Here is a 19,998-nt window from a genome sequence, read left to right as displayed (position 1 = left end):
AAACAAAGAAAAAACGTAAGGAATTCCTTACGTTTTATTAAATATACGAATACAAATGAAATACTACTTCATCCATTTCTCAGCCCAATTTTGGACCTCATCCATAACACTTTCTAACGCTTTTCCCTTGTCAGTTAAGCCATACTCGATTCGAACTGGTACTTCTGGATAGACATTACGAACTACAATGCCCTCGCTTTCCAATTCCTTTAAACGCTCTGACAACATACGATCGCTCATATTTGGGATAATATCTGCGATTTCTCTAAAACGTTTCGACTCTTCAAGCAAAGATTTAATAATTAAGCCAGTCCACTTCTTACTAAGCAGAGTAAAAGCTGACTCAAACTTTGGACATAAACAAGAATTATGCTCCATATGTTTCACCTCTCTTCCATTATAATATAGTTTCTTGTAAAAAGTAAGTTATAAAACTTTCCTCATTATTTTATTTTACGTACATTTTACCATTTCCAAATATTAACTTGTCAACTAAACGTAACATACCCGTAAAAAAACCCTCTTAAAAAGAGAGCTTTTTATATCTTTATTACTTCGTATACCATCCAAGACCTAATGCACCTTCACCTAAGTGCGTACCAATTACAGCTCCAAAATAACCTGTACGAATTGTGACGTGAGGATATTTTGCTTCTAATTCTTTCTTCCATTCATTCGCTTCCTCTTCACGTTGCGCATGAATGATAACTGCTTCCATAGGTACACCTTTACTTGCTTGCTCATCAAAAATTTCAATGATACGTTTTAATGCTTTTTTACGTGTACGAATCTTTTCAAACGGAATAATGATTTTATCTCTAAAATATAAAACTGGCTTCACTTGTAACAGACTGCCGATGAAAGCTTGCGCGCTATTTAATCGACCACCACGTTGTAAATGATGTAAATCATCAACTACAAAATAGGCGTCCATCGTTTTCTTCATTTCATCAAAACGAGCGATAATCTCTTTTGGATTCTTTCCTTCACTTGCTAACTTTGCACCTTCACGCACATAAAATCCTTGTACTTCACAACTAATTTCAGAGTCATACGTGTATACATCAATACCTTCTACCATCTGTCCAGCTGTTGTTGATGTTTGATATGTACCACTAATTCCACTTGATAGGTGAATACTAATAACTGCATCATAATCTTTAGCTAGTTCTTCATATAGCTCAACAAACTTTCCGATTGCTGGTTGAGAAGTTTTTGGAAGTTCCTCTTGTTCACGTACTTTCACATAAAAATCATCTGCTGAAATTTCAGCTTCTTCTTGATAAGATTCTGTTCCAAACACAACGTTTAATGGAATCATATATATATTGAGTTCATCACGAATTTGCTTCGGTATATATGCCGTACTATCAGTAACAATAGCTATTTTCATTTTCGTACCTGCCTTATAAAAAGTTTTATTTCCTAATTTTACACGAAAACTACAAATGGTGCATCCATACATGAAAATGCCGGTTGAAATTATACCTACCATCTCGACAAATTACAACAAAAAGATAAAATACTCACCAAAAACTTCAGCATATTTAGAAAAAATGTTTGAATATAAAAAGGCTCGCTTTTAAAATGGAAAGTACTAGTCATTTTGATAGATAGGGGCGTACACAAGTGCTATTACAATATTTTACAATCAAAGACTACGGCGAACACGAAATCGTCATTCAAAAATCAAGATTTATTTGTTATATTAGCCGAGCAACAACTGAGGAAGAGGCTCAAGAATTTATACAAAAAATAAAAAAACAACATTGGAATGCAACACATAATTGTTCCGCTTATTTAATTGGCGAACAAGATCATATTCAAAAGGCAAATGATGACGGTGAGCCTAGCGGTACAGCTGGCGTACCAATGTTAGAGGTACTAAAAAAACGCGGACTAAAAGATACCGTCGTCGTCGTAACACGCTATTTTGGTGGCATTAAACTTGGCGCAGGTGGATTAATTCGTGCATATGGAAAGTGTACAAGCGAAGGCATTAATCATGTCGGTGTTGTCCAGCGAAAACTAATGCGTGTGATGCAAACCGAGATTGATTACACATTACTTGGCAAAGTGGAAAATGAATTACGCAATTCAAAATATGCCATTAAAGATATTCATTATCTAGAAAATGTCACATTTGATACGTATGTAGAAGAAGACGGCAAACAAGCATTTACAGATTGGATGATTGAATTAACAAACGGGAAATGTACAATTACAGAAGGAGATATGTTGTACTTAGAACAAGATGTTATCTAAGAATAACCCATTTATCACCTTCAAAGATTAATGTAGTGAATTACTTCCCTACAAATGAACTAACGAACTAAGGAGATTATATATGGAAGAACGTTATTATCATCTCCAAAATAGCAGAATAAAAAAGAAGCGAAGAAGGAAACTTTTCTTCTTCCTTATTTTCGCATTTTTATTTGGCAGCATAGGAGTTTATGTGTTAAATTCTTACTCTTCTCTTATGGGGATGTATAGTGGTTTTACTCGTGAAAAATCGGATTTAAGAAACGAAGATGTAGAAATTACAAAGGAACCTTTTACAATTCTCATTATGGGTATAGAAGATTATGCGACAGATGGTCAAAATGGTCGTACAGACTCATTAATGTTTGCAACAGTCAATCCGAAAACTAAAAAGATTTCGCTTATGAGCATTCCTCGTGATAGCCGCGTTCTGATTGTTGGAAAGGGAAAAGAAGACAAAATTAATGCCGCTCATGCTTACGGTGGAGAGGAAATGGCAATCAAAACTGTAGAAGGTTTTCTAAAAGTTCCTGTAGACCATTATATTAAAATTGATTTCCAAGGCTTTAAAGGTATCGTTGATGCTGTTGGCGGTGTTACCGTTGACGTACCCTTCGATTTTTGGGAGCGCTCTGACGTGGATTACTACAAAAAAATTCAATTTAAGCAAGGACAGCAAAACTTAAACGGTGAAGAAGCACTTGCTTACGTCCGTATGCGAAAGCAAGATCCAAATGGCGATTATGGTCGTGCTGCTAGACAAAGACAATTACTGGCCGCTGTTGCCCAAAAGCTAAACTCCACCTCTACTGTATTTAAAATTAAAGATTTAACGACTGTAGTTGGAAAATATATAAAAACCGACATTCCTATTTCAGACGGACTTGCTCTTTACAATAAACTCTCTGGATTTGATCCTTCTACAATACAAACGTTAAAGCTTGAAGGCGAAGACAAAAAGATAGGCGGTATTTATTACTTCCTTCCAGATCCAATCAGTGTCGAAACGGTGCGTAACGAAATTGAAAAAGAATTAGGAGAAAAAGCAAAAAATCCAACTACAAAAAACAATTCAAATCCTGATTCAAATTCAAGTTCTAATTCTAACGAACAAACAAAAAAAGCAACAAACCAAAATAAAACACCAACTGATCCGCCACCTTCTACAAATGCTCATGCAGAGTGGATTATGCGCAATCAGCCGTAACAAAAAGGCCCAATCTATGCGATTGGGCCTTTTTTATTTACTTATTAAAGTGCTGTAAAATTGCTTCTACAATACGCTCTGATGCACGACCATCACCGTAAGGGTTAGATGCTTTCGCCATCTTATCATGAGCTTCTTTATCTGATAACAGCTCATCAGCAAGACCAAAGATTGTCTCTTCGTCTGTTCCTGCTAATTTCAGCGTACCTGCTTCAATACCTTCAGGGCGCTCTGTTGTATCACGAAGAACAAGAACTGGTACACCAAGTGATGGAGCTTCTTCTTGTACACCACCAGAATCCGTTAACATTAAGTATGAACGAGCTGCAACATTGTGGAAATCAATTACATCTAGCGGCTCAATTAAATGAATACGGTTATGTTCACCTAAAATTTCATTTGCTATTTCACGAACAACAGGGTTCATATGAACAGGGTACACAACTTGTACATCTTCATGTTTGTCAACAAGACGCTTAATTGCACGGAACATATTACGCATCGGTTCACCTAAGTTTTCACGGCGGTGAGCTGTCATAAGTACAAGACGATCATTTCCAAGTTTCTCTAGTACAGGATGACTATATGTTTCTTTTACAGTCGTTTGTAGTGCGTCAATCGCTGTATTTCCTGTAATGAAAATACGTGACTCATCTTTATTTTCCTTCTGTAAGTTCGTTGCTGATTTTGCTGTCGGTGAGAAATGAAGATCCGCCATTACACCTGTTAATTGACGATTCATCTCTTCTGGGTATGGAGAATACTTATCCCATGTACGAAGGCCCGCCTCAACATGACCTACTGGAATTTGATTATAAAAAGCAGCTAAACTTGCAATAAATGTTGTTGTTGTATCACCATGTACAAGTACAATATCCGGCTTCGCTTCTTTCATTACTTTATCCAAACCTTCTAAACCACGCGTTGTAACATCAATTAAAGTTTGGCGGTCTTTCATAATATTTAAATCGAAATCTGGCGTAATTCCAAAGATACTTAATACTTGATCTAACATTTGGCGATGTTGTGCTGTTACAGTCACAATCGATTCAATTTTTTCTGGGTGTTTTTGCAACTCTAATACAAGAGGTGCCATTTTAATTGCTTCTGGACGTGTCCCGAAAATTGTCATTACTTTTAAACGTTCAGTCATGTGATTGCCTCTTTTCTTTCACTAATTACAGCTTCTATTATGACATATAAAAATATACATGAGTACATCCCTTTTTAACGCATAACAGAAACTTTTCTATTACAAATACTTTTTCTTCCCACCGAGTAATAATCTATCTTTTGTTTCTTAACATCTTCATCAGTATAACAATTTCTCCCATCAAATAAAATAGGCTCCCTCATAAGTTGTACGTACTTTTCTAACGGATAAGTTTGAATATCTCCCCATTCTGTTACGATAAAAACCGCACTCGCATCTCTAATCGATTCATCTATACATCTACTATATTGTATAGCATCTCCAAATATATTCTTTACATATTGAATTGCTTTTGGGTCATAAAGAACAATATCTGCACCTATATTAATTAATGCTTCTATTATAATAAGAGATGATGCCTCTCTAATATCATCCGTATTCGGTTTAAAGGATGCGCCAAGAACTGCAATCCGCTTTTTATTCATGTTCATGACTTTTTCCGCTTTTTCAATCAATAGCAGCTGTTGCTTATTATTTACTTCAATAACTGCTTTTAACAAACGAAAATCATGAGCAACATTTCCCGCAATTTGTACCAGTGCTTTCGTATCTTTCGGAAAACACGACCCTCCGTAGCCAATGCCCGCATTTAAAAAAGATGCACCGATTCTCTTATCCATTCCCATCCCTTTGGCAACATCCAATACATTCGCGCCTACCTTCTCACATATATTTGAAATTTCATTAATGAAACTAATCTTTGTAGCTAAAAAGGCGTTCGACGCGTATTTAATCATCTCCGCACTTTTAATATCTGTAACATACGTTTCTAAGCATAATTGACTATACAAACTCTCTACTCTTCTTGCTACTTCCTTACTATCCGCTCCAATTACAATACGATCTCCATGAAAGAAATCATAAATACCTGAACCCTCACGCAAAAACTCTGGATTCGATACAATATGTACTGTATGCCTCCCTTTTAACTTCTCCTCAATCCATCCCTTCATTACATCATTTGTACCTACTGGAACTGTACTTTTCGTAACAACAATAATATCGTTCGTCGCATATAATCCAATATCGTTACAAGCACTCTGAATATACGTTAAATCTGCCGTCCCATCTAATAACGGTGGTGTTCCAACTGCAATAAATATAAACTCTACATCATCAAATGCCTCTTCTTTATTTGATGTAAAAGTTAAAGCATTATTCTCATATGCATAATTTATTAATTCATGTAATCTGGCCTCATAAATAGGTAAATCCCCTTGTTTTATCCGTTCAATTTTTTCATCATCTATATCAAAACATGTAACTGAATGCCCTAATTTTGCCAATCCTACTCCTGTAATCAATCCAACATATCCAGTACCTACTATCGTAATTTTCATTTCCTTTTCGCACAGGAATTTACAATAGAAAAGATATGAAATATAGAACTCTCCCTGCGCTTCCCCCTCTCATATTAAAAATGAGAAAACCCTTTTCCTTCTTCATTATATGAATTACTTCCCTTACTTTTTTTAAAGTTTTTGTAAAATTAAATGCACTATAAAGTAAAACTTAATCAGTGAGAATCAGGCTGCCAGGTCACGCGTGATAAATTCCCACATTTTAACACGAAACTTACTCATTTCTACGTGCAACACTTATAATACTGAAATAAAAGTATTCACTATTGAAGAAAAAGAGGAAATGTTACATTCCAAAGCCCAGTACGATTAACCTTCTTATATGATTCAACATTCTATATACAATTGTCATATATTCTATCCGCTTCCATTAACCGTAAAAAGAAAAAAAGATTGAATTCTAATCTTTTTGTGATACCATATGTTATGAGCCTGTAAATAAACATCATAATTTTCAGATAAATATATTTTCAAAAAAAAATTACGTTAGACTATAAAGGGTGGGGTATTAATGGACTCACAAGTGATTTATGCCATTTTGGCATCTTTCATCACTGTACTCGTCGTTACTCCTTTAGTTATTAAATTAGCTTTTAAAATAGGAGCGACAGATAAGCCAAACGCACGTAAAGTGCACCAAAAGATTATGCCACGTCTTGGCGGGTTGGCAATATTTATTGGTGTAGCTGTAGGATTTGTTGTCGGCGGCTTATATGAACAAAGAATGTTATCGATAACGCTAGGTGCGATTATCATTGTAATCATCGGAATTTTAGATGATATGTACGAGTTATCTGCGAGAGTAAAATTCGGTGGACAACTGTTAGTTGCCATTATGATTGTAAAAAGTGGATTATTAGTGCAAGTATTATATATCCCATTCCTTGGGGATACTGAACTTGGATGGCTTGCTTATCCAATTACAGTATTTTGGCTTGTAGGTATTACGAATGCAATCAACTTAATTGACGGCTTAGATGGATTATCTGCTGGGATTTCATCTATCGTACTTGCAACGCTAGCATATATGGCCTTTACTAGCCCATGGGGTACTGGAACAGCTATTATCTTGCCACTTGCATTAATTATATTAGCAAGTACAATTGGATTTTTATTCTACAACTTCCATCCAGCAAAAATTTTCATGGGAGATACAGGAGCACTATTTTTAGGATACTGTATTTCTGTTATATCGTTACTTGGATTATACAAAAGTGTAACGTTATTCAGTTTTATCGTTCCAATTATCATTTTAGGTGTACCTATATTTGATACGATATTTGCAATCATCCGTCGTATCGTAAATAAAAAACCTATTTCAGCACCAGATAAATCGCATTTACATCACCGCTTACTTGCAATGGGATTCTCTCATCGCAAAACGGTACTAATTATATACGCATTCGGTATTTTCTTTAGTGTAAATGCCATTATTTTCACTAGTGCAACGTTATGGTTATCCATTATTCTTCTTTTCGCTTTGATTTTCTTCACAGAAATCATCGCTGAAATAATCGGGCTTGTACATGAACGCTACAAACCAATCATTTCCTTTTATAAAAAAGTGAAAAAACGCGAAGACTAATTGTAGTATAGCCTTTTCAATTATGAAATATTCAAATAGCATCCTCTTTCTTATAAGAGGATGCTATTTTTTATTCTCATTTTATATTTCCAAAATATAGATTGTTTGAGAGTTCCTCTATTGGAGAAAGATATACATAATAAGAAAAGTATCAAGTTTTCTTTTTTACATCTTGATTGTCAAACTGAGGGTGAATGTTATGATCAAGCGAGTATTTCAATGTATTATTTTATTTTTAACGATTACTATGTACGTATCATCTAATACTGAAGCAACAACTGTTATTCCTGCTGAATATCATCCAAATACTGAAACAACTTCTCCTACACAAAAAATTGCGTACTTAACATTTGATGACGGGCCAAACAAATATACTACACAAATTTTAAACATCTTAAAAGAAAAGAACGGAAAAGCAACTTTCTTTGTTATTGGCGGAAAAGTGCCACATTACACAAAAACGATGCAACGATTAATTAAAGAAGGACATTATATCGGGCTCCACAGCATGTCACATGATGTAAAACGCCTTTACACTGGTGACCCTTCCACTTTAATTGCAGAAATGGAGCAAACACAAAGCATTGTCCAGCAAGTTACGAAATTAAATACACATCTCGTTCGCGTTCCATATGGTAGTATGCCTTACTTAAAAAAGAATTACCGTGACGCACTTGTATCGGCCCAGTATAAAATGTGGGATTGGACGATCGATACATACGACTGGAAAAGCTATGACAATCCTTCTGCCATACTCGAAAGAGTACGTAACCAAAGTGATGAACAAGTCGAAGTCATTTTAATGCATGATTCGAGTGTAACCGTACAAATACTGCCAAAAGTAATTGATTATTTACAGTCACAAGGATACAAACTTCTTCCCTATAATCCTTCTTCTCATCTCAAGGTGAATTTTTGGAAAGACACAAGATTGTAACAGCTTTAGTGCCTATGTGCTAAAGCTGTTTTATTTTTCTCTTCCCACCCTTCCCATTTTTGTGTAAAATTTTAAATAGTGATGAAGTTTCGAGGTGAATAGAAATGAAACGAATAGATCTCATTTTTAACGCAATACAAAAAGGCAATTATACAGAAGGTGTAACCGCATCAGAACTCGCTACATTTCTGCAACTAGATCGCGCCAATGTAAGTAGCGATTTAAACAAACTTGTAAAAGATAAACGTTTATTAAAAACAAATACGCGACCTGTTCGTTTTTACATAGAAACGAACACTTCGTTGGAAACGCATTCAAAAGACATAACTTCATTAGATACATTTGCAATTGAAAATACGAGCCTTAAAATTGCAATTGAAAAAGCGAAAGCTTCTATTCTCTATCCTCCAAACGGTATGCATACTTTACTACTGGGAGAAACAGGGGTCGGAAAGTCTATGTTTGCTTCTTTAATGCACGAATATGCAATTGAAGTTGAACAGCTTCCCAAAGATGCACCATTTATCGTCTTTAACTGTGCTGATTACGCAAATAATCCACAGCTACTACTCGGGCAATTATTTGGGATTAAAAAAGGAGCTTATACAGGAGCAAGTGATCAAAAAGGGTTAATTGAAAAAGCACATGAAGGAATTCTTTTCTTAGATGAAGTACATCGCCTGCCTCCAGAGGGACAAGAAATGCTTTTCACCTTTATTGACCGCGGAGTATACCGCCGCCTTGGAGAAACAGAGAACGAACGTAAAGCACAAGTATTAATCATTACTGCAACAACAGAAGAACCAAATTCATTTTTATTAAAAACATTTACAAGACGTATACCAATGACTGTTACGCTGCCACCACTTCGTGAGCGTACACATAAAGAGCGCTTTGCTTTACTACAGCTATTTTTCACAAATGAAGCAATTCGTCTACGAAAAGACATTCACGTTAGCCCAAATGCAATGCGTGCTTTCGTCTTTTACAATTGTCCCAATAACATTGGTCAATTAAAAACAGATGTTCAAATTGCCTGTGCGAAAGCCTATTCTGATTTGGTCACAAAGAAACGTGATTCTGTCTATGTTTCAAGTACAGATTTACCTTGGTATATGAAAGAAGGGTTGTTCATTGAAAGGAAGAGCCGTCACTTATACCAAATACCAAATGAAACATTTGTATTTACAGGTGAGGAAGGTTGGAGTAATCATAAAACAGAAGATGAAAAACGCTCCTCTATTTACGATTATATTGATTATAAATACGAAGAACTTCAAGCACGTGGTATTGAAGAGGAAGAATTAGAATTACTAATAGAAAATGATGTTCAAAGCTTTTTCGTACAATATTTTAACCAAATATCAAAAAAAACAAGCCATGAAAATGTTTTTAAAATTGTGGATCGTAATATCGTTTCCGTATGTGAAAAAATAGCGGAACTTGCTGAAAAGCATTTATCTAAGACGTTTGATGAAAAAGTATTTCTCGCTTTAAGTTTACATGTACAGACAACTCTACAACGTTTACAAAGCGGAAAACAAATACATCACCCACAATTAAATCAGATTCGTACGAAATATAAAGAAGCTTTTTCCGTAGCTATGCAATGCATTCAACTACTGGAGGAAGAATTACAAATAACAATGCCTATTGATGAAGCTGGCTTTTTAACAATGTTCTTCGTTGTTGATCCAATTCCTGCCTCACAAACAGAAGTAAAAGTATTAATATTAGCACACGGTAATGGCATCGCAACTGAAATGGCAAACGTCGCAAACGAACTTCTCGGCATTGAGGAAGTAACCGGTATTGATATGCCGTTACACGAATCACCGAAAGATTTCTTGGAACGTGTGAAAGTGTATATGAAAACACTACAAAATGTAAATGGGCTTCTCTTACTTGTCGATATGGGGTCACTTGCTTATATCGGTGACATATTAGAAACGGAGTTCAAAATCCCTGTACGTGTTCTCTCGATGACGAGCACACCACACGCACTAGAAGCAGCTCGAAAAGCTCAGCTCGGTTATTCATTAGATGCGCTGTATGAAACAGTAAAAAATTTAACACCATTTTACTTAAACGTACAAGAAGAAAAGAAAAAACCTCTCTCTCCAATGAAATCTGTTATTTTAACAGCTTGCTTAACTGGTGAAGGAAGTGCTTTAGCTATTCAAAAAATGTTAGAGAACTATTTACGATTTGATAAAGACTTAATTGAAATTATACCAATTAGTATCGTCCATGAAAAAGATTTAACGAAAATGATTGAGAACATAAAAAAAGAGCGTAACATCATTTGTATCGTCACGAATTTCGATGTGCAAGTACCATGCTTAACATATCATTTCCAAGACATCGTAAACTACACAGCGATTCAGCCCATTCAAGAATTAATTACGTATGAAGAAACATATGCAAAAATGGCGGATATTCTTGAACAACAAATGCAGCGTAACGATGGAGCATTACTAATCAAAACAATTCGTTACGCATTAAATACAATTCAGGAATTAATTTCCTTACAGCTAACTCCTGATAGCTTAATGGGTGTTATTCTGCATATGAGCTGTATGGTTGACCGTCTTCAAAAAGGAGAAAGCCTTCTTCCTCACCCTGATAAAGAGAAAAGAAGACAAGATGAGTACTGGATGTATATGAAAGTAAAAAAAGCGTTGCAACCAATTGAAAATACATTTGAAATACAAATACCTGATGACGAAGTATTTTATGTTATGGACTTCTTTATTAAAAATCAGCCTGTGAAAAATTAATCGAGGCCGTTTTTAAAAATATCGACCGTAACGTGAGTTATATCAGCGATTTTCAAAATATATCGATTTACCGACAATAATTGCTAAAACTAGCACCTTATATAATGAGAAAAGGCTGTTCCAACATATGGACAGCCTTTCCCTCTATTTCTTTACTTTTCTAACTCGCCCTCTTATTTCTCCTCTTTTTTGTGATTTCGTATGGACATTAACATATACATTTGCTTGAATAATTTCTTGAAGTAAATGTACAAATGATTTCCCTTGTAAAGGTCCCTCAAAATCCTCCACATTCACTACACCAGTAATACTTCCCTCGTTCAAGCTAATCCCTTGCTCCAGTGGACCATACAAATATAAAACAACAGGACCAATTTGAGTAGACTTCCCTAAATGAATTTGACACGATGTAACCTTTTCTATATTTTTTAGTATTACTCTGTAATGCAATTTCGTTAAATCATCACTAAAAATAAACTCTGCTACCCCAAAAGCTTCTGTATTTACAGGAGGCACTTCCCTCTTACCTGCTAACCTGGCAAAGAAATGTGTTGTCATAAGGCATTCTCCTTATATAAATTTCCCAGCACTACTTCTACTACTTTATGGTTTAAACATAATCATTTATGACTTTTTCAATTTTAATTACAAAGAAAAGATTCACAAAATCTTTACATTGTGATTGTTCCTGTAGATTGAAAGTCTCTTGTATAATGCACATAGAAAAACATTATAGGAGGTTCCATTGAAAACTAACAAATACACTTTTCATACATTATTAGAGATTTTTCTCGTCTCATTTAAATTAGGACTTACTTCATTCGGCGGTCCTGTCGCTCATCTCGGCTATTTCCACCACGAATACGTGCAAAAAAGAAAATGGATGGATGAACGAAGCTATGGAGATTTAGTAGCGCTATGTCAATTCCTTCCTGGTCCTGCCAGCAGTCAAGTCGGTATGGGGGTTGGATTATTAAGGGGCGGGCTTTTAGGAGCTATTATTTCATGGATTGGATTCACTTTACCGTCTGTGCTTGTTTTGGTTTTCTTCGCCTCATTCCTTAATCAGTTCGATCTTGGAAGTGCTGGCTGGATTCATGGACTAAAACTTGTAGCAGTCGCTATTGTCGCTCATGCCATATGGGGAATGGCGCGAAAGTTAACTCCAGATCGAAATCGTGCAACGATTGCGATTGTAACTGCCGCAATCGCCTTATTATGGCCAAGTAGTTGGACACAAGTCATCCTTATTATAATATGTGGCTTTATCGGTTGGTTTTTATATCGCAACCAACCAATTAGCCAATCTCAAAATATAAGAGTACCTATTTCAAAAAAGATAGCAGTTTCTTGCCTCGTCTTATTCTTTGGACTATTACTACTGCTACCAATATTAAGGCCGTTCTCTTATTACATCGCTTTATTTGACAGTTTCTATCGCTCTGGCGCACTTGTATTTGGAGGAGGACACGTCGTGCTGCCCCTTCTTGAAGGTGAGTTCGTACAAAACGGCATGATGACGAAAGAACAGTTCCTAGCTGGATACGGATTAACACAAGCAGTACCAGGACCACTATTTACATTCGCCTCGTATATAGGAGCAGTGTTAAACGGGACGCTTGGGGCAACAATCGCAACAATTGCAATTTTCCTCCCTGCTTTCTTACTCGTTATTGGTGTTTTACCATTTTGGAACAGTGTGAGAAAAATATCATTCATACAAGGCGCACTACTTGGTGTTAACGCCGCAGTTGTTGGTATTTTAATTGCCGCTTTTTACGATCCCATTTGGACGAGTACAATTATAAATGCTTCAGATTTCGTTTTCGCTTCGCTTCTTTTTTGCTTACTAGCTTTTTGGAAAGCACCGCCTTGGGTTATCGTTATACTTGGAGCTTTTGGCGGATATATTCTATCCATTTTGTAAATAAAAAACGACGGCATGATGTAGCCGTCGTTTTTCTATTAAAACTTCACAAGTTCTATCCCTTCAGGCAACTCACTCTCTGTTAAAATACGCAATTCCTTCACACGATCCATTACGTAAGAAGAACGCTTCACAAGCTCTGGATCAATATAAGCTGGATGAACCATAATTTCTACCGTTTGTTCACCTTGTACTCTTTCTTTTAACTTCACAAAGTAATCTTCCGTCACACCATCCGCATAAAAGTCACTGTAAAATACATCAGAAAATGGATGCACCGCTCTATCTTCCCCACAACGACGAATTGGAACATTATATTTAGCTGCTAATCTCTCAAGAACATCGTGTAAGATCGGTAATCCGTGTACATGATGATGACTATCTAAATGAGTTGGTGTTAATCCGTAAGATAGGAATTTCTCAATTTGAGCAGTCCACTCTCTCTCAACTTCTTCTGGATTTATATTCCCTTCCCTTACAACACTTTGTTTATGAAACGATCCGTCGCTACCTACAAGTGATGGTACGTCTCCAAGAAGTGGTTCCCCTGCTGTTAATACGAGATGTACGCCTACTCCGAGTAGGTTATACTCTTTCGCTAAGCGTACCGCATGCTCTGTTCCTGGCATATTCATCATCATCGTCGTTGAATTTACAAGTCCATTTATATGCCCATCAATAATGCCGTAATTTGTACCTTCTGTAAGACCGAAATCATCTGCATTTACAATTAACTTAATCATCATAATACCTCCTAATAGAATAAAAAAAGCGGGCTAAATAGCGCCGCTTTTACTTCTCTACCTTTTTAAAGAACTGTGGAAGATACTCTTTATGTGCTTCCAACATTTCATCTAAAATTTGTTTTGCAACTTTATCTGATGGTACAAGTGGATTGATTGTCATAGCAAGCAGCGCCTTATGATAATCCCCTGTAACAGCAGCTTCAATTGTTGTGCGCTCGAATGATTTAATTTGTTGTACTAAACCGCGAACTGGTACTGGAAGATCTCCAACTGCAATTGGTTTTGGGCCTTCTTTCGTAATAATACAGTTCACTTCAACAGCTGAATCATGTGGTAAGCTTGCAATTGTTCCGTTGTTTCGTGTATTAACAGGCTGGATATCACCTTTATTATTGTAAATAGACGTAATTAAGCTACATGCTGCATCACTATAATAAGCTCCGCCACGTTTTTCTAATTGTGGTGGTTTAATATCTAAGTTCGGGTCTTTATATAACTCAAATAAATCATTTTCTAATTGTTTTACTACTTCTGCACGTGTACCTTTTTCAACAGAAGCCTCTTTCTCTTCTTCTAACATTTCACGTGTTTTGTAGTAGTAACGATGGTATGGACATGGAATTGCACGAAGGCCGCGAATAAAGTCTGGTTCCCAGTTAAGCGCTGCGATATTTTCCATCGTAATTTGTTTTTCTGGATCTGTCACAAGCTCTAACACACGATCCATTACACTTACGCCATCTAAGTATACATCTAGTCCGTATACCATATGATTTAAACCTGCGAAATCAACGTGAACACGACTTGCATCTACTTCAAGTAATCTGGCAAGACCCATGCGGATTCCGATTGGAACGTTACATAGACCAACTACTCTTTGAATATTTGTATAACGAAGGACAGCCTCTGTTACCATACCAGCTGGATTTGCAAAGTTAATTAACCATGCATTCGGACAGAGCTCCTCCATATCTTTACAAATATCTAAAATAACAGGAATCGTTCTCAACGCTTTGAATAGACCACCAGGACCATTTGTTTCCTGACCGATTACATCATATTTTAACGGGATTGCTTCATCTTTTGCACGTGCTTCTAATAAACCAACGCGAAGTTGTGTTGTTACGAAGTCAGCATCTTTTAATGCCTCACGGCGATCAAGTGTTAAATGTACCTCGATTGGTAAACCTGATTTTTTCACCATACGTTTCGCTAAGTTACCAACGATTTCTAACTTTTCTTTTCCTGCCTCAATATCTACTAACCAAATTTCACGAACAGGAAGCTCATCATAACGCTTAATAAATCCTTCAATTAACTCTGGTGTATAACTAGATCCACCGCCGATTGTAGCAATTTTAATTCCAGTCATGCTTTATTCCCCTTTCGCTTCAAGCTTTTTATAAAGATCGATAAACTCTGCTGCTAATTCTTTCACTGTAATCGCATTCATTAAATGATCTTGTGCGTGAATTAAAAGAACACTAACCTCTGTTTTTTCTCCTCTTGCTTCTGATTGTATGAGCTCTGTTTGAAAATGATGCGCTTCATTAATCGCTTCTTTCGCCTTTACCATCGCTTCATCTGCTTCTACCATTTTCCCCTGTTTGGCAAATTGAAGTGCCTCCATCGCAAAGCTTCGTGCGTTACCACTATTTAAAATCAATTGGAATGGAATTTGTTCTGCTGTAGTCATCATAATTACCGCCCTCTCTATAAGGTTCAACCGATTTAAATACCCCTTCAGTTTGAACATGTCTATTAAAGTATGAATTTATTAATGATAGTTTAGTGTTCATATAGATGTTTTTCATCTTTTTGAACATGATATAAAGGTAATTGTTCTCACAGGTATCGTTGTCTATGAGAACAATTACTATGTTACATAGGTAAAGAATTACTATTACCTTGCGCTGCTGCTTTTTCAGTACGAACAACTGAACGGTCACATAACACAACGAATGGATAATAAATTACCATTGCAATTACAAAGTTGAATAACTGTAGAATTGCACCAGAAATATGTCCACCTGTTACAAGATAACCACTAATAATTGGTGGTGTTGCCCATGGAATCATCACAACTGTTTTTGGTACCCACCCCATAGATATAGCTGTATAAGAAGTAATTACTAATACAATTGGTGTTAGGATAAAAGGTAAGAATAAAATTGGATTTAAAATAATTGGTGTACCAAATATTACTGGTTCGTTAATGTTAAATGCACCAGGTCCAATTGATAAGCGAGATACACCACGTAATTGTGCACTTTTTGCTACGAGTAATACCACTACTAAGAATGCTAATGTCGCACCAGAACCACCAAGGTATACGAAAGTATCAAAGAATGGTTTTGTAATAATATTTGGAACATCAAATGCAGATGTACCACCTTTAAATAAATTCATATTTTTCTCTAATGCCGGTAAGTATAATGGCTCAATAATACCACCAACGATATTTGGCCCATGTAAACCGAAGAACCAAAGAAGATGAACAAGGATTACAATGATAATTGCACTTGGTAATGTCCCTGCTAAACTTTGCAGTGGTGATTGAATCGTATTAAAAATAAATTCATGAACACTTGTACCAGATAATTTCACTGCTAATTGAATACCTGCAACTACTGTTAAGATAACAAATGCTGGAACTATAGCTGCGAAAGATCTTAAAACTGCTGGTGGTACTCCATCAGGCATTTTAAAAGTAATGTTTCTTTGTACAAAGAAACGGAATACTTCAGTAACAAGGAGTGCCACAATAATTGCTACGAATAACCCTTGTGCACCTGTCCAAGCTAAGTTCAATCCGCCTTCTTTCGGTGTTGTTGGTGTAAGAATAATTAACGCACCAAATGAAATAATACCTGCTGACAAACCATCAACGCCGTAAGATTTTGCTAAGTTATAACTTGTTGTAAATGCTATGATTAGTGCTAGAATCGCGAAAGAACCAGTCCACATTCCGCCGCCGACTTGTTTCCACGTTTCACCAAACAAACCTTTCATGAAATCTTGGAAAACTTCAGATGGAAAACCATTAATTAGTGATGCCAGTGCACCAACTAAAATAAGTGGCATAACTGCAATAAATCCGTCACGGATCGCAGCTAAGTGACGTTGCGATCCGATTTTACCAGCGACAGGAACAATATATTTCTCCATAAATGCAATAAACTTTTGCATTTCGCTTCCCCCCTAATTATTTTTTAAGTGTTAATGCGTGATCTAAAACTGCTTCTCCATTCATCATGCCGTAGTGCATTGGATTGATAACGTCGATTCCAACATTTTTCTCGTCAGCAAGCGTTTTCATTGAAGAGAGCATGTAACGAACCTGTGGTCCTAGTAATAACACATCTGCTTGGTCGATATTGTTTTTTACTGCATCCCCAGATACAGCCCAAATCTTTCCTTCTAGACCGCGAGCTTTTGCAGCCGCTTCCATTTTTGTAACTAGTAAACTTGTAGACATCCCTGCTGAACAACATAATAAAATATTCATTTGAAAATCCCCCTTGTGTAGTATAAAAAATTTATGTTTATTTATTTTTCTTTACGCTATTTATTAATGCAATTAGCGTGCCAACTTTTTAAAACCACTAAAATCAGTGCTTTTTCGAGCATTTTCTTTGTGTGTTAACGCTTTCAATTAGTGTGTCGTCCAAAAAACACACAGTGTGTTATAAAACAACACGCTTTTAACACATAACTGTATGAAAATAGATTAGTGTTTAGTCGTCTAGTTGTGTTTAATATGAAAAAACACTAAAAAAACTTTTTCAATGAAAAATAATTCATTATTTTAACCCACTATTTAGTGAAATAAAAAAACCTTGCATAAGCAAGGTTCATTCATCCACCGACATCTTCCTATATAACTCTACAAACTCACTCGCTAATTCTTTCACCGTAATCGCATTCATTAAATGGTCTTGCGCGTGTACCATTAAAAGAGTAACTTCGGTCTTTTCGCCACCAGCCTCTTTCTGGATAAGCTCCGTTTGTACACGGTGCGCCTCTTTTAATTCCTCTAGTGCTTCTTGTAATTTAGCTTCAGCTTCTGTAAACTCCCCACGCTTCGCACAATCAATTGCTTCCATTGAACAACTTCTCGCGTTTCCCCCATGCAAGATTAAATGAAAAGCTTTCGTCTCTATCGTATCCATTTTAGTTCTTTACTCCCCCTTTTCTTCCGCCAGTTTTTGTTTATCCCATATTTTTAAGAACGGTAAATAAATGAAGAATGCTAGCGCAAAGTTAACAAGTTGCAAAATAACACCTGAAATTTTCCCGCCCGATCCTAAATATCCACTAAAAAGAATAGGTGTCGTCCAAGGTACAGCGGCCCCACTCGGACGTGCAACCCATCCCCATTCCATTGCAAAGTAAGAAACAATTGTTAGCACGACTGGAACTAATATAAATGGAATTAGTAAAAGTGGGTTCATCACAATCGGCATACCAAAAGTTACCATCTCATTAATATTAAATATACCAGGTGCAATTGACAATCTCCCTAAACTTTTTAATTGTTGACTTCGTGCAAATAGTAACATTCCGACAACTAGAGCAAGCGTTGCACCAGAACCGCCCATATAAATCCATAAGTCAAAAAACTGTGCCGTAATCGTATTTGGTACATCTTGCCCAGCTTGAAAAGCAACTCGGTTTTGATCCATTAACGACAACCAAACGGGGCTCATTACACCACCAACAATAGTAGCACCATGAATTCCACAAGACCAAAGAACATGAACGAGAATAACTGCTATGATTGCGCCCCAAAGACTAGCACCAAGTACACTAAGTGGTTCCTGTAAAATTTGTCCTACAATATTATGGATACTGCCAAAAGAAGTATTTTCTATAATTAAGCGTAAAATCCAAATAACTGTTACAACAATAAATCCTGGAACAAGTGCTGCAAATGAACGCGTGACAGCTGGTGGAACTGTTTCTGGCATCTTTATAATTATCTTTTTTTGTACAATAAACCGATAAAGTTCAGTAGATATAAGTGCAATAATCATTGCTACAAATAACCCTTGGCTTCCCATTAATGCAGCTGGGATAGCGCCTTCTACAAGTACACTTTCTTTTGTACTTGGTATAATATATGCAACTTGAAATGGAGTCGCAAGTAAAAACGTCACAAGCGACAATGCCCCGGATGCTAAAGCATCTACTTTATAATACTCTCCAAGTCTGTAAGCGATTCCAAAAACAGCTATTAAAGCCATTATATTAAAAGTTGCACTAACTGGATACCCTAAAGCTCGCTGCCAATTCTCCCCAAACAAACCTGCCATAAAATCGTTATATCCCGGTATCGGCAGTGCACTAATAATGAGGAAAAACGATCCAATAATTAAGAAAGGCATCGTTAAAATAATTCCATCTCGAATTGCTTGTAAATGCCTCTGCTCTGCAACCTTCCCTGCTACCGGCATCACATACTTCTCTAAAAACCGTATCATCTATCCCACTCTCCTCATGGTTTCATTAACAAAGCTGCTTGCAAGATAGCTTCTCCATTACAAAGTCCGTAATAAACAGATTGAATGACATCAACAGGTATCCCTTTATCCTTACATAATTCTTTCATTTTCGGTAATAAATAACGTACTTGCGGTCCAAGTAAAAGGACATCAGCTTTATCAATATGACTATTCACTTCAGAACCTGATACTGCCCAGATTGTTACTTCTATCCCTCTTGCCTCTGCTGCTTTCTCCATCTTTGTAACAATCAAACTGGAAGACATTCCCGCTGCACAGCAAAGTAAAATATTCATCCCGCTTCCCTCCCCCTTTTTCTTTACCTAAGTTATGGTGCACTCCTTGCCACCACTAGGTTACAAATATATATGTCTAGATTTCCTGCTGTATGCCGAGCTTAAAAACAAAAATTTCTTGATTTTCACGCTATTCCATTTATCCGTATTCTCCTAGTAAAGGGGCCCCTAACTCGC

Annotated in this window: 19 protein-coding genes; 6 read left to right on the top strand and 13 right to left on the bottom strand. The window is 36.4% G+C overall.

Going from position 1 to position 19,998, the window contains the following annotated elements:
* Positions 1–63: 63 nt before the first annotated feature.
* Entirely contained in the window at positions 64–378 is a 315-nt protein-coding gene (locus ACQGSG_RS05440; RefSeq protein ID WP_000400857.1) for a winged helix-turn-helix transcriptional regulator, read from the bottom strand.
* 172 nt (positions 379–550) lie between these two features.
* On the bottom strand, positions 551–1,393 hold the full coding sequence (locus ACQGSG_RS05435) for a DegV family protein (RefSeq protein WP_000684725.1): 843 nt from the start codon (positions 1,391–1,393) through the stop codon (positions 551–553).
* A 236-nt stretch (positions 1,394–1,629) separates the two neighbouring features.
* Between ACQGSG_RS05435 and ACQGSG_RS05430 the strand changes: the two genes are divergently transcribed.
* Both ACQGSG_RS05430 and ACQGSG_RS05425 read left to right on the top strand, forming a co-directional pair.
* A complete protein-coding gene (locus tag ACQGSG_RS05430; protein WP_000926665.1) occupies positions 1,630–2,265 on the top strand; it encodes a YigZ family protein in 636 nt (211 codons plus the stop codon).
* An 82-nt stretch (positions 2,266–2,347) separates the two neighbouring features.
* Positions 2,348–3,472 (top strand): LCP family protein, encoded by a 1,125-nt coding sequence (locus ACQGSG_RS05425; protein ID WP_325842556.1) that lies wholly within the window; start codon positions 2,348–2,350, stop codon positions 3,470–3,472.
* A 37-nt stretch (positions 3,473–3,509) separates the two neighbouring features.
* Here ACQGSG_RS05425 and wecB read toward each other — a convergent pair whose 3' ends face one another.
* Together wecB and ACQGSG_RS05415 are read right to left on the bottom strand one after the other, a co-directional pair.
* Positions 3,510–4,625, bottom strand: coding sequence for a non-hydrolyzing UDP-N-acetylglucosamine 2-epimerase (gene wecB / locus ACQGSG_RS05420; protein WP_000140145.1), 1,116 nt, complete (start codon positions 4,623–4,625; stop codon positions 3,510–3,512).
* 74 nt (positions 4,626–4,699) lie between these two features.
* Entirely contained in the window at positions 4,700–6,025 is a 1,326-nt protein-coding gene (locus ACQGSG_RS05415) for a UDP-glucose dehydrogenase family protein (protein WP_426947059.1), read from the bottom strand.
* 532 nt (positions 6,026–6,557) lie between these two features.
* On the opposite strand from ACQGSG_RS05415, the gene ACQGSG_RS05410 reads away from it, so the two are divergent.
* From ACQGSG_RS05410 to ACQGSG_RS05400, 3 genes are all read left to right on the top strand, one after another.
* Positions 6,558–7,631 (top strand): glycosyltransferase family 4 protein, encoded by a 1,074-nt coding sequence (locus tag ACQGSG_RS05410; protein ID WP_000378319.1) that lies wholly within the window; start codon positions 6,558–6,560, stop codon positions 7,629–7,631.
* 199 nt (positions 7,632–7,830) lie between these two features.
* Positions 7,831–8,568 carry a polysaccharide deacetylase family protein gene (locus ACQGSG_RS05405; protein ID WP_000597152.1) on the top strand — a complete coding sequence of 246 codons (738 nt, stop codon included), beginning with the start codon at positions 7,831–7,833 and terminating at the stop codon, positions 8,566–8,568.
* A 104-nt stretch (positions 8,569–8,672) separates the two neighbouring features.
* Positions 8,673–11,348, top strand: a complete 2,676-nt coding sequence (locus tag ACQGSG_RS05400; protein ID WP_000820967.1) for a PRD domain-containing protein — start codon at positions 8,673–8,675, stop codon at positions 11,346–11,348.
* Positions 11,349–11,492: 144 nt separating this feature from the next.
* Here the strand turns inward: ACQGSG_RS05400 and exsM are convergent, their stop codons facing one another.
* The gene (exsM, locus tag ACQGSG_RS05395; RefSeq protein ID WP_325842554.1) at positions 11,493–11,906 is read right to left on the bottom strand and encodes an exosporium regulatory protein ExsM; all 414 of its coding nucleotides are present in this window, start codon (positions 11,904–11,906) and stop codon (positions 11,493–11,495) included.
* 187 nt (positions 11,907–12,093) lie between these two features.
* Between exsM and ACQGSG_RS05390 the strand changes: the two genes are divergently transcribed.
* Entirely contained in the window at positions 12,094–13,275 is a 1,182-nt protein-coding gene (locus ACQGSG_RS05390) for a chromate transporter (protein ID WP_097995643.1), read from the top strand.
* 38 nt (positions 13,276–13,313) lie between these two features.
* Here ACQGSG_RS05390 and chbG read toward each other — a convergent pair whose 3' ends face one another.
* The 8 genes from chbG to ACQGSG_RS05350 form a co-directional block, all read right to left on the bottom strand.
* Positions 13,314–14,018 (bottom strand): chitin disaccharide deacetylase, encoded by a 705-nt coding sequence (chbG, locus tag ACQGSG_RS05385; protein WP_000593488.1) that lies wholly within the window; start codon positions 14,016–14,018, stop codon positions 13,314–13,316.
* A gap of 49 nt (positions 14,019–14,067) precedes the next feature.
* Positions 14,068–15,393, bottom strand: coding sequence for a 6-phospho-beta-glucosidase (celF, locus tag ACQGSG_RS05380; RefSeq protein WP_000145762.1), 1,326 nt, complete (start codon positions 15,391–15,393; stop codon positions 14,068–14,070).
* Positions 15,394–15,396: 3 nt separating this feature from the next.
* Positions 15,397–15,720, bottom strand: a complete 324-nt coding sequence (locus tag ACQGSG_RS05375; RefSeq protein ID WP_000989059.1) for a PTS lactose/cellobiose transporter subunit IIA — start codon at positions 15,718–15,720, stop codon at positions 15,397–15,399.
* 182 nt (positions 15,721–15,902) lie between these two features.
* Complete coding sequence (celB, locus tag ACQGSG_RS05370; protein ID WP_001168837.1) at positions 15,903–17,210, bottom strand: PTS cellobiose transporter subunit IIC; 1,308 nt, start codon at positions 17,208–17,210, stop codon at positions 15,903–15,905.
* Positions 17,211–17,226: 16 nt separating this feature from the next.
* Positions 17,227–17,529: a PTS sugar transporter subunit IIB gene (locus ACQGSG_RS05365; protein WP_001023563.1), complete on the bottom strand. Its 303-nt coding sequence runs from the start codon at positions 17,527–17,529 to the stop codon at positions 17,227–17,229.
* A gap of 346 nt (positions 17,530–17,875) precedes the next feature.
* A complete protein-coding gene (locus ACQGSG_RS05360; protein WP_000379645.1) occupies positions 17,876–18,193 on the bottom strand; it encodes a PTS lactose/cellobiose transporter subunit IIA in 318 nt (105 codons plus the stop codon).
* A gap of 9 nt (positions 18,194–18,202) precedes the next feature.
* Entirely contained in the window at positions 18,203–19,504 is a 1,302-nt protein-coding gene (celB, locus tag ACQGSG_RS05355) for a PTS cellobiose transporter subunit IIC (RefSeq protein ID WP_000617782.1), read from the bottom strand.
* A gap of 14 nt (positions 19,505–19,518) precedes the next feature.
* Entirely contained in the window at positions 19,519–19,821 is a 303-nt protein-coding gene (locus tag ACQGSG_RS05350; RefSeq protein ID WP_065845554.1) for a PTS sugar transporter subunit IIB, read from the bottom strand.
* Between the last annotated feature and the right edge of the window lie 177 nt (positions 19,822–19,998).

Origin of the sequence: Bacillus sp. GMa5/1 (assembly GCF_050172015.1) — a bacterium.
GTDB lineage: Bacteria > Bacillota > Bacilli > Bacillales > Bacillaceae_G > Bacillus_A > Bacillus_A cereus.
The sequence above is the reverse complement of the archived record's forward strand: the minus strand, read 5'-3'. Positions and strand labels throughout refer to the sequence as shown.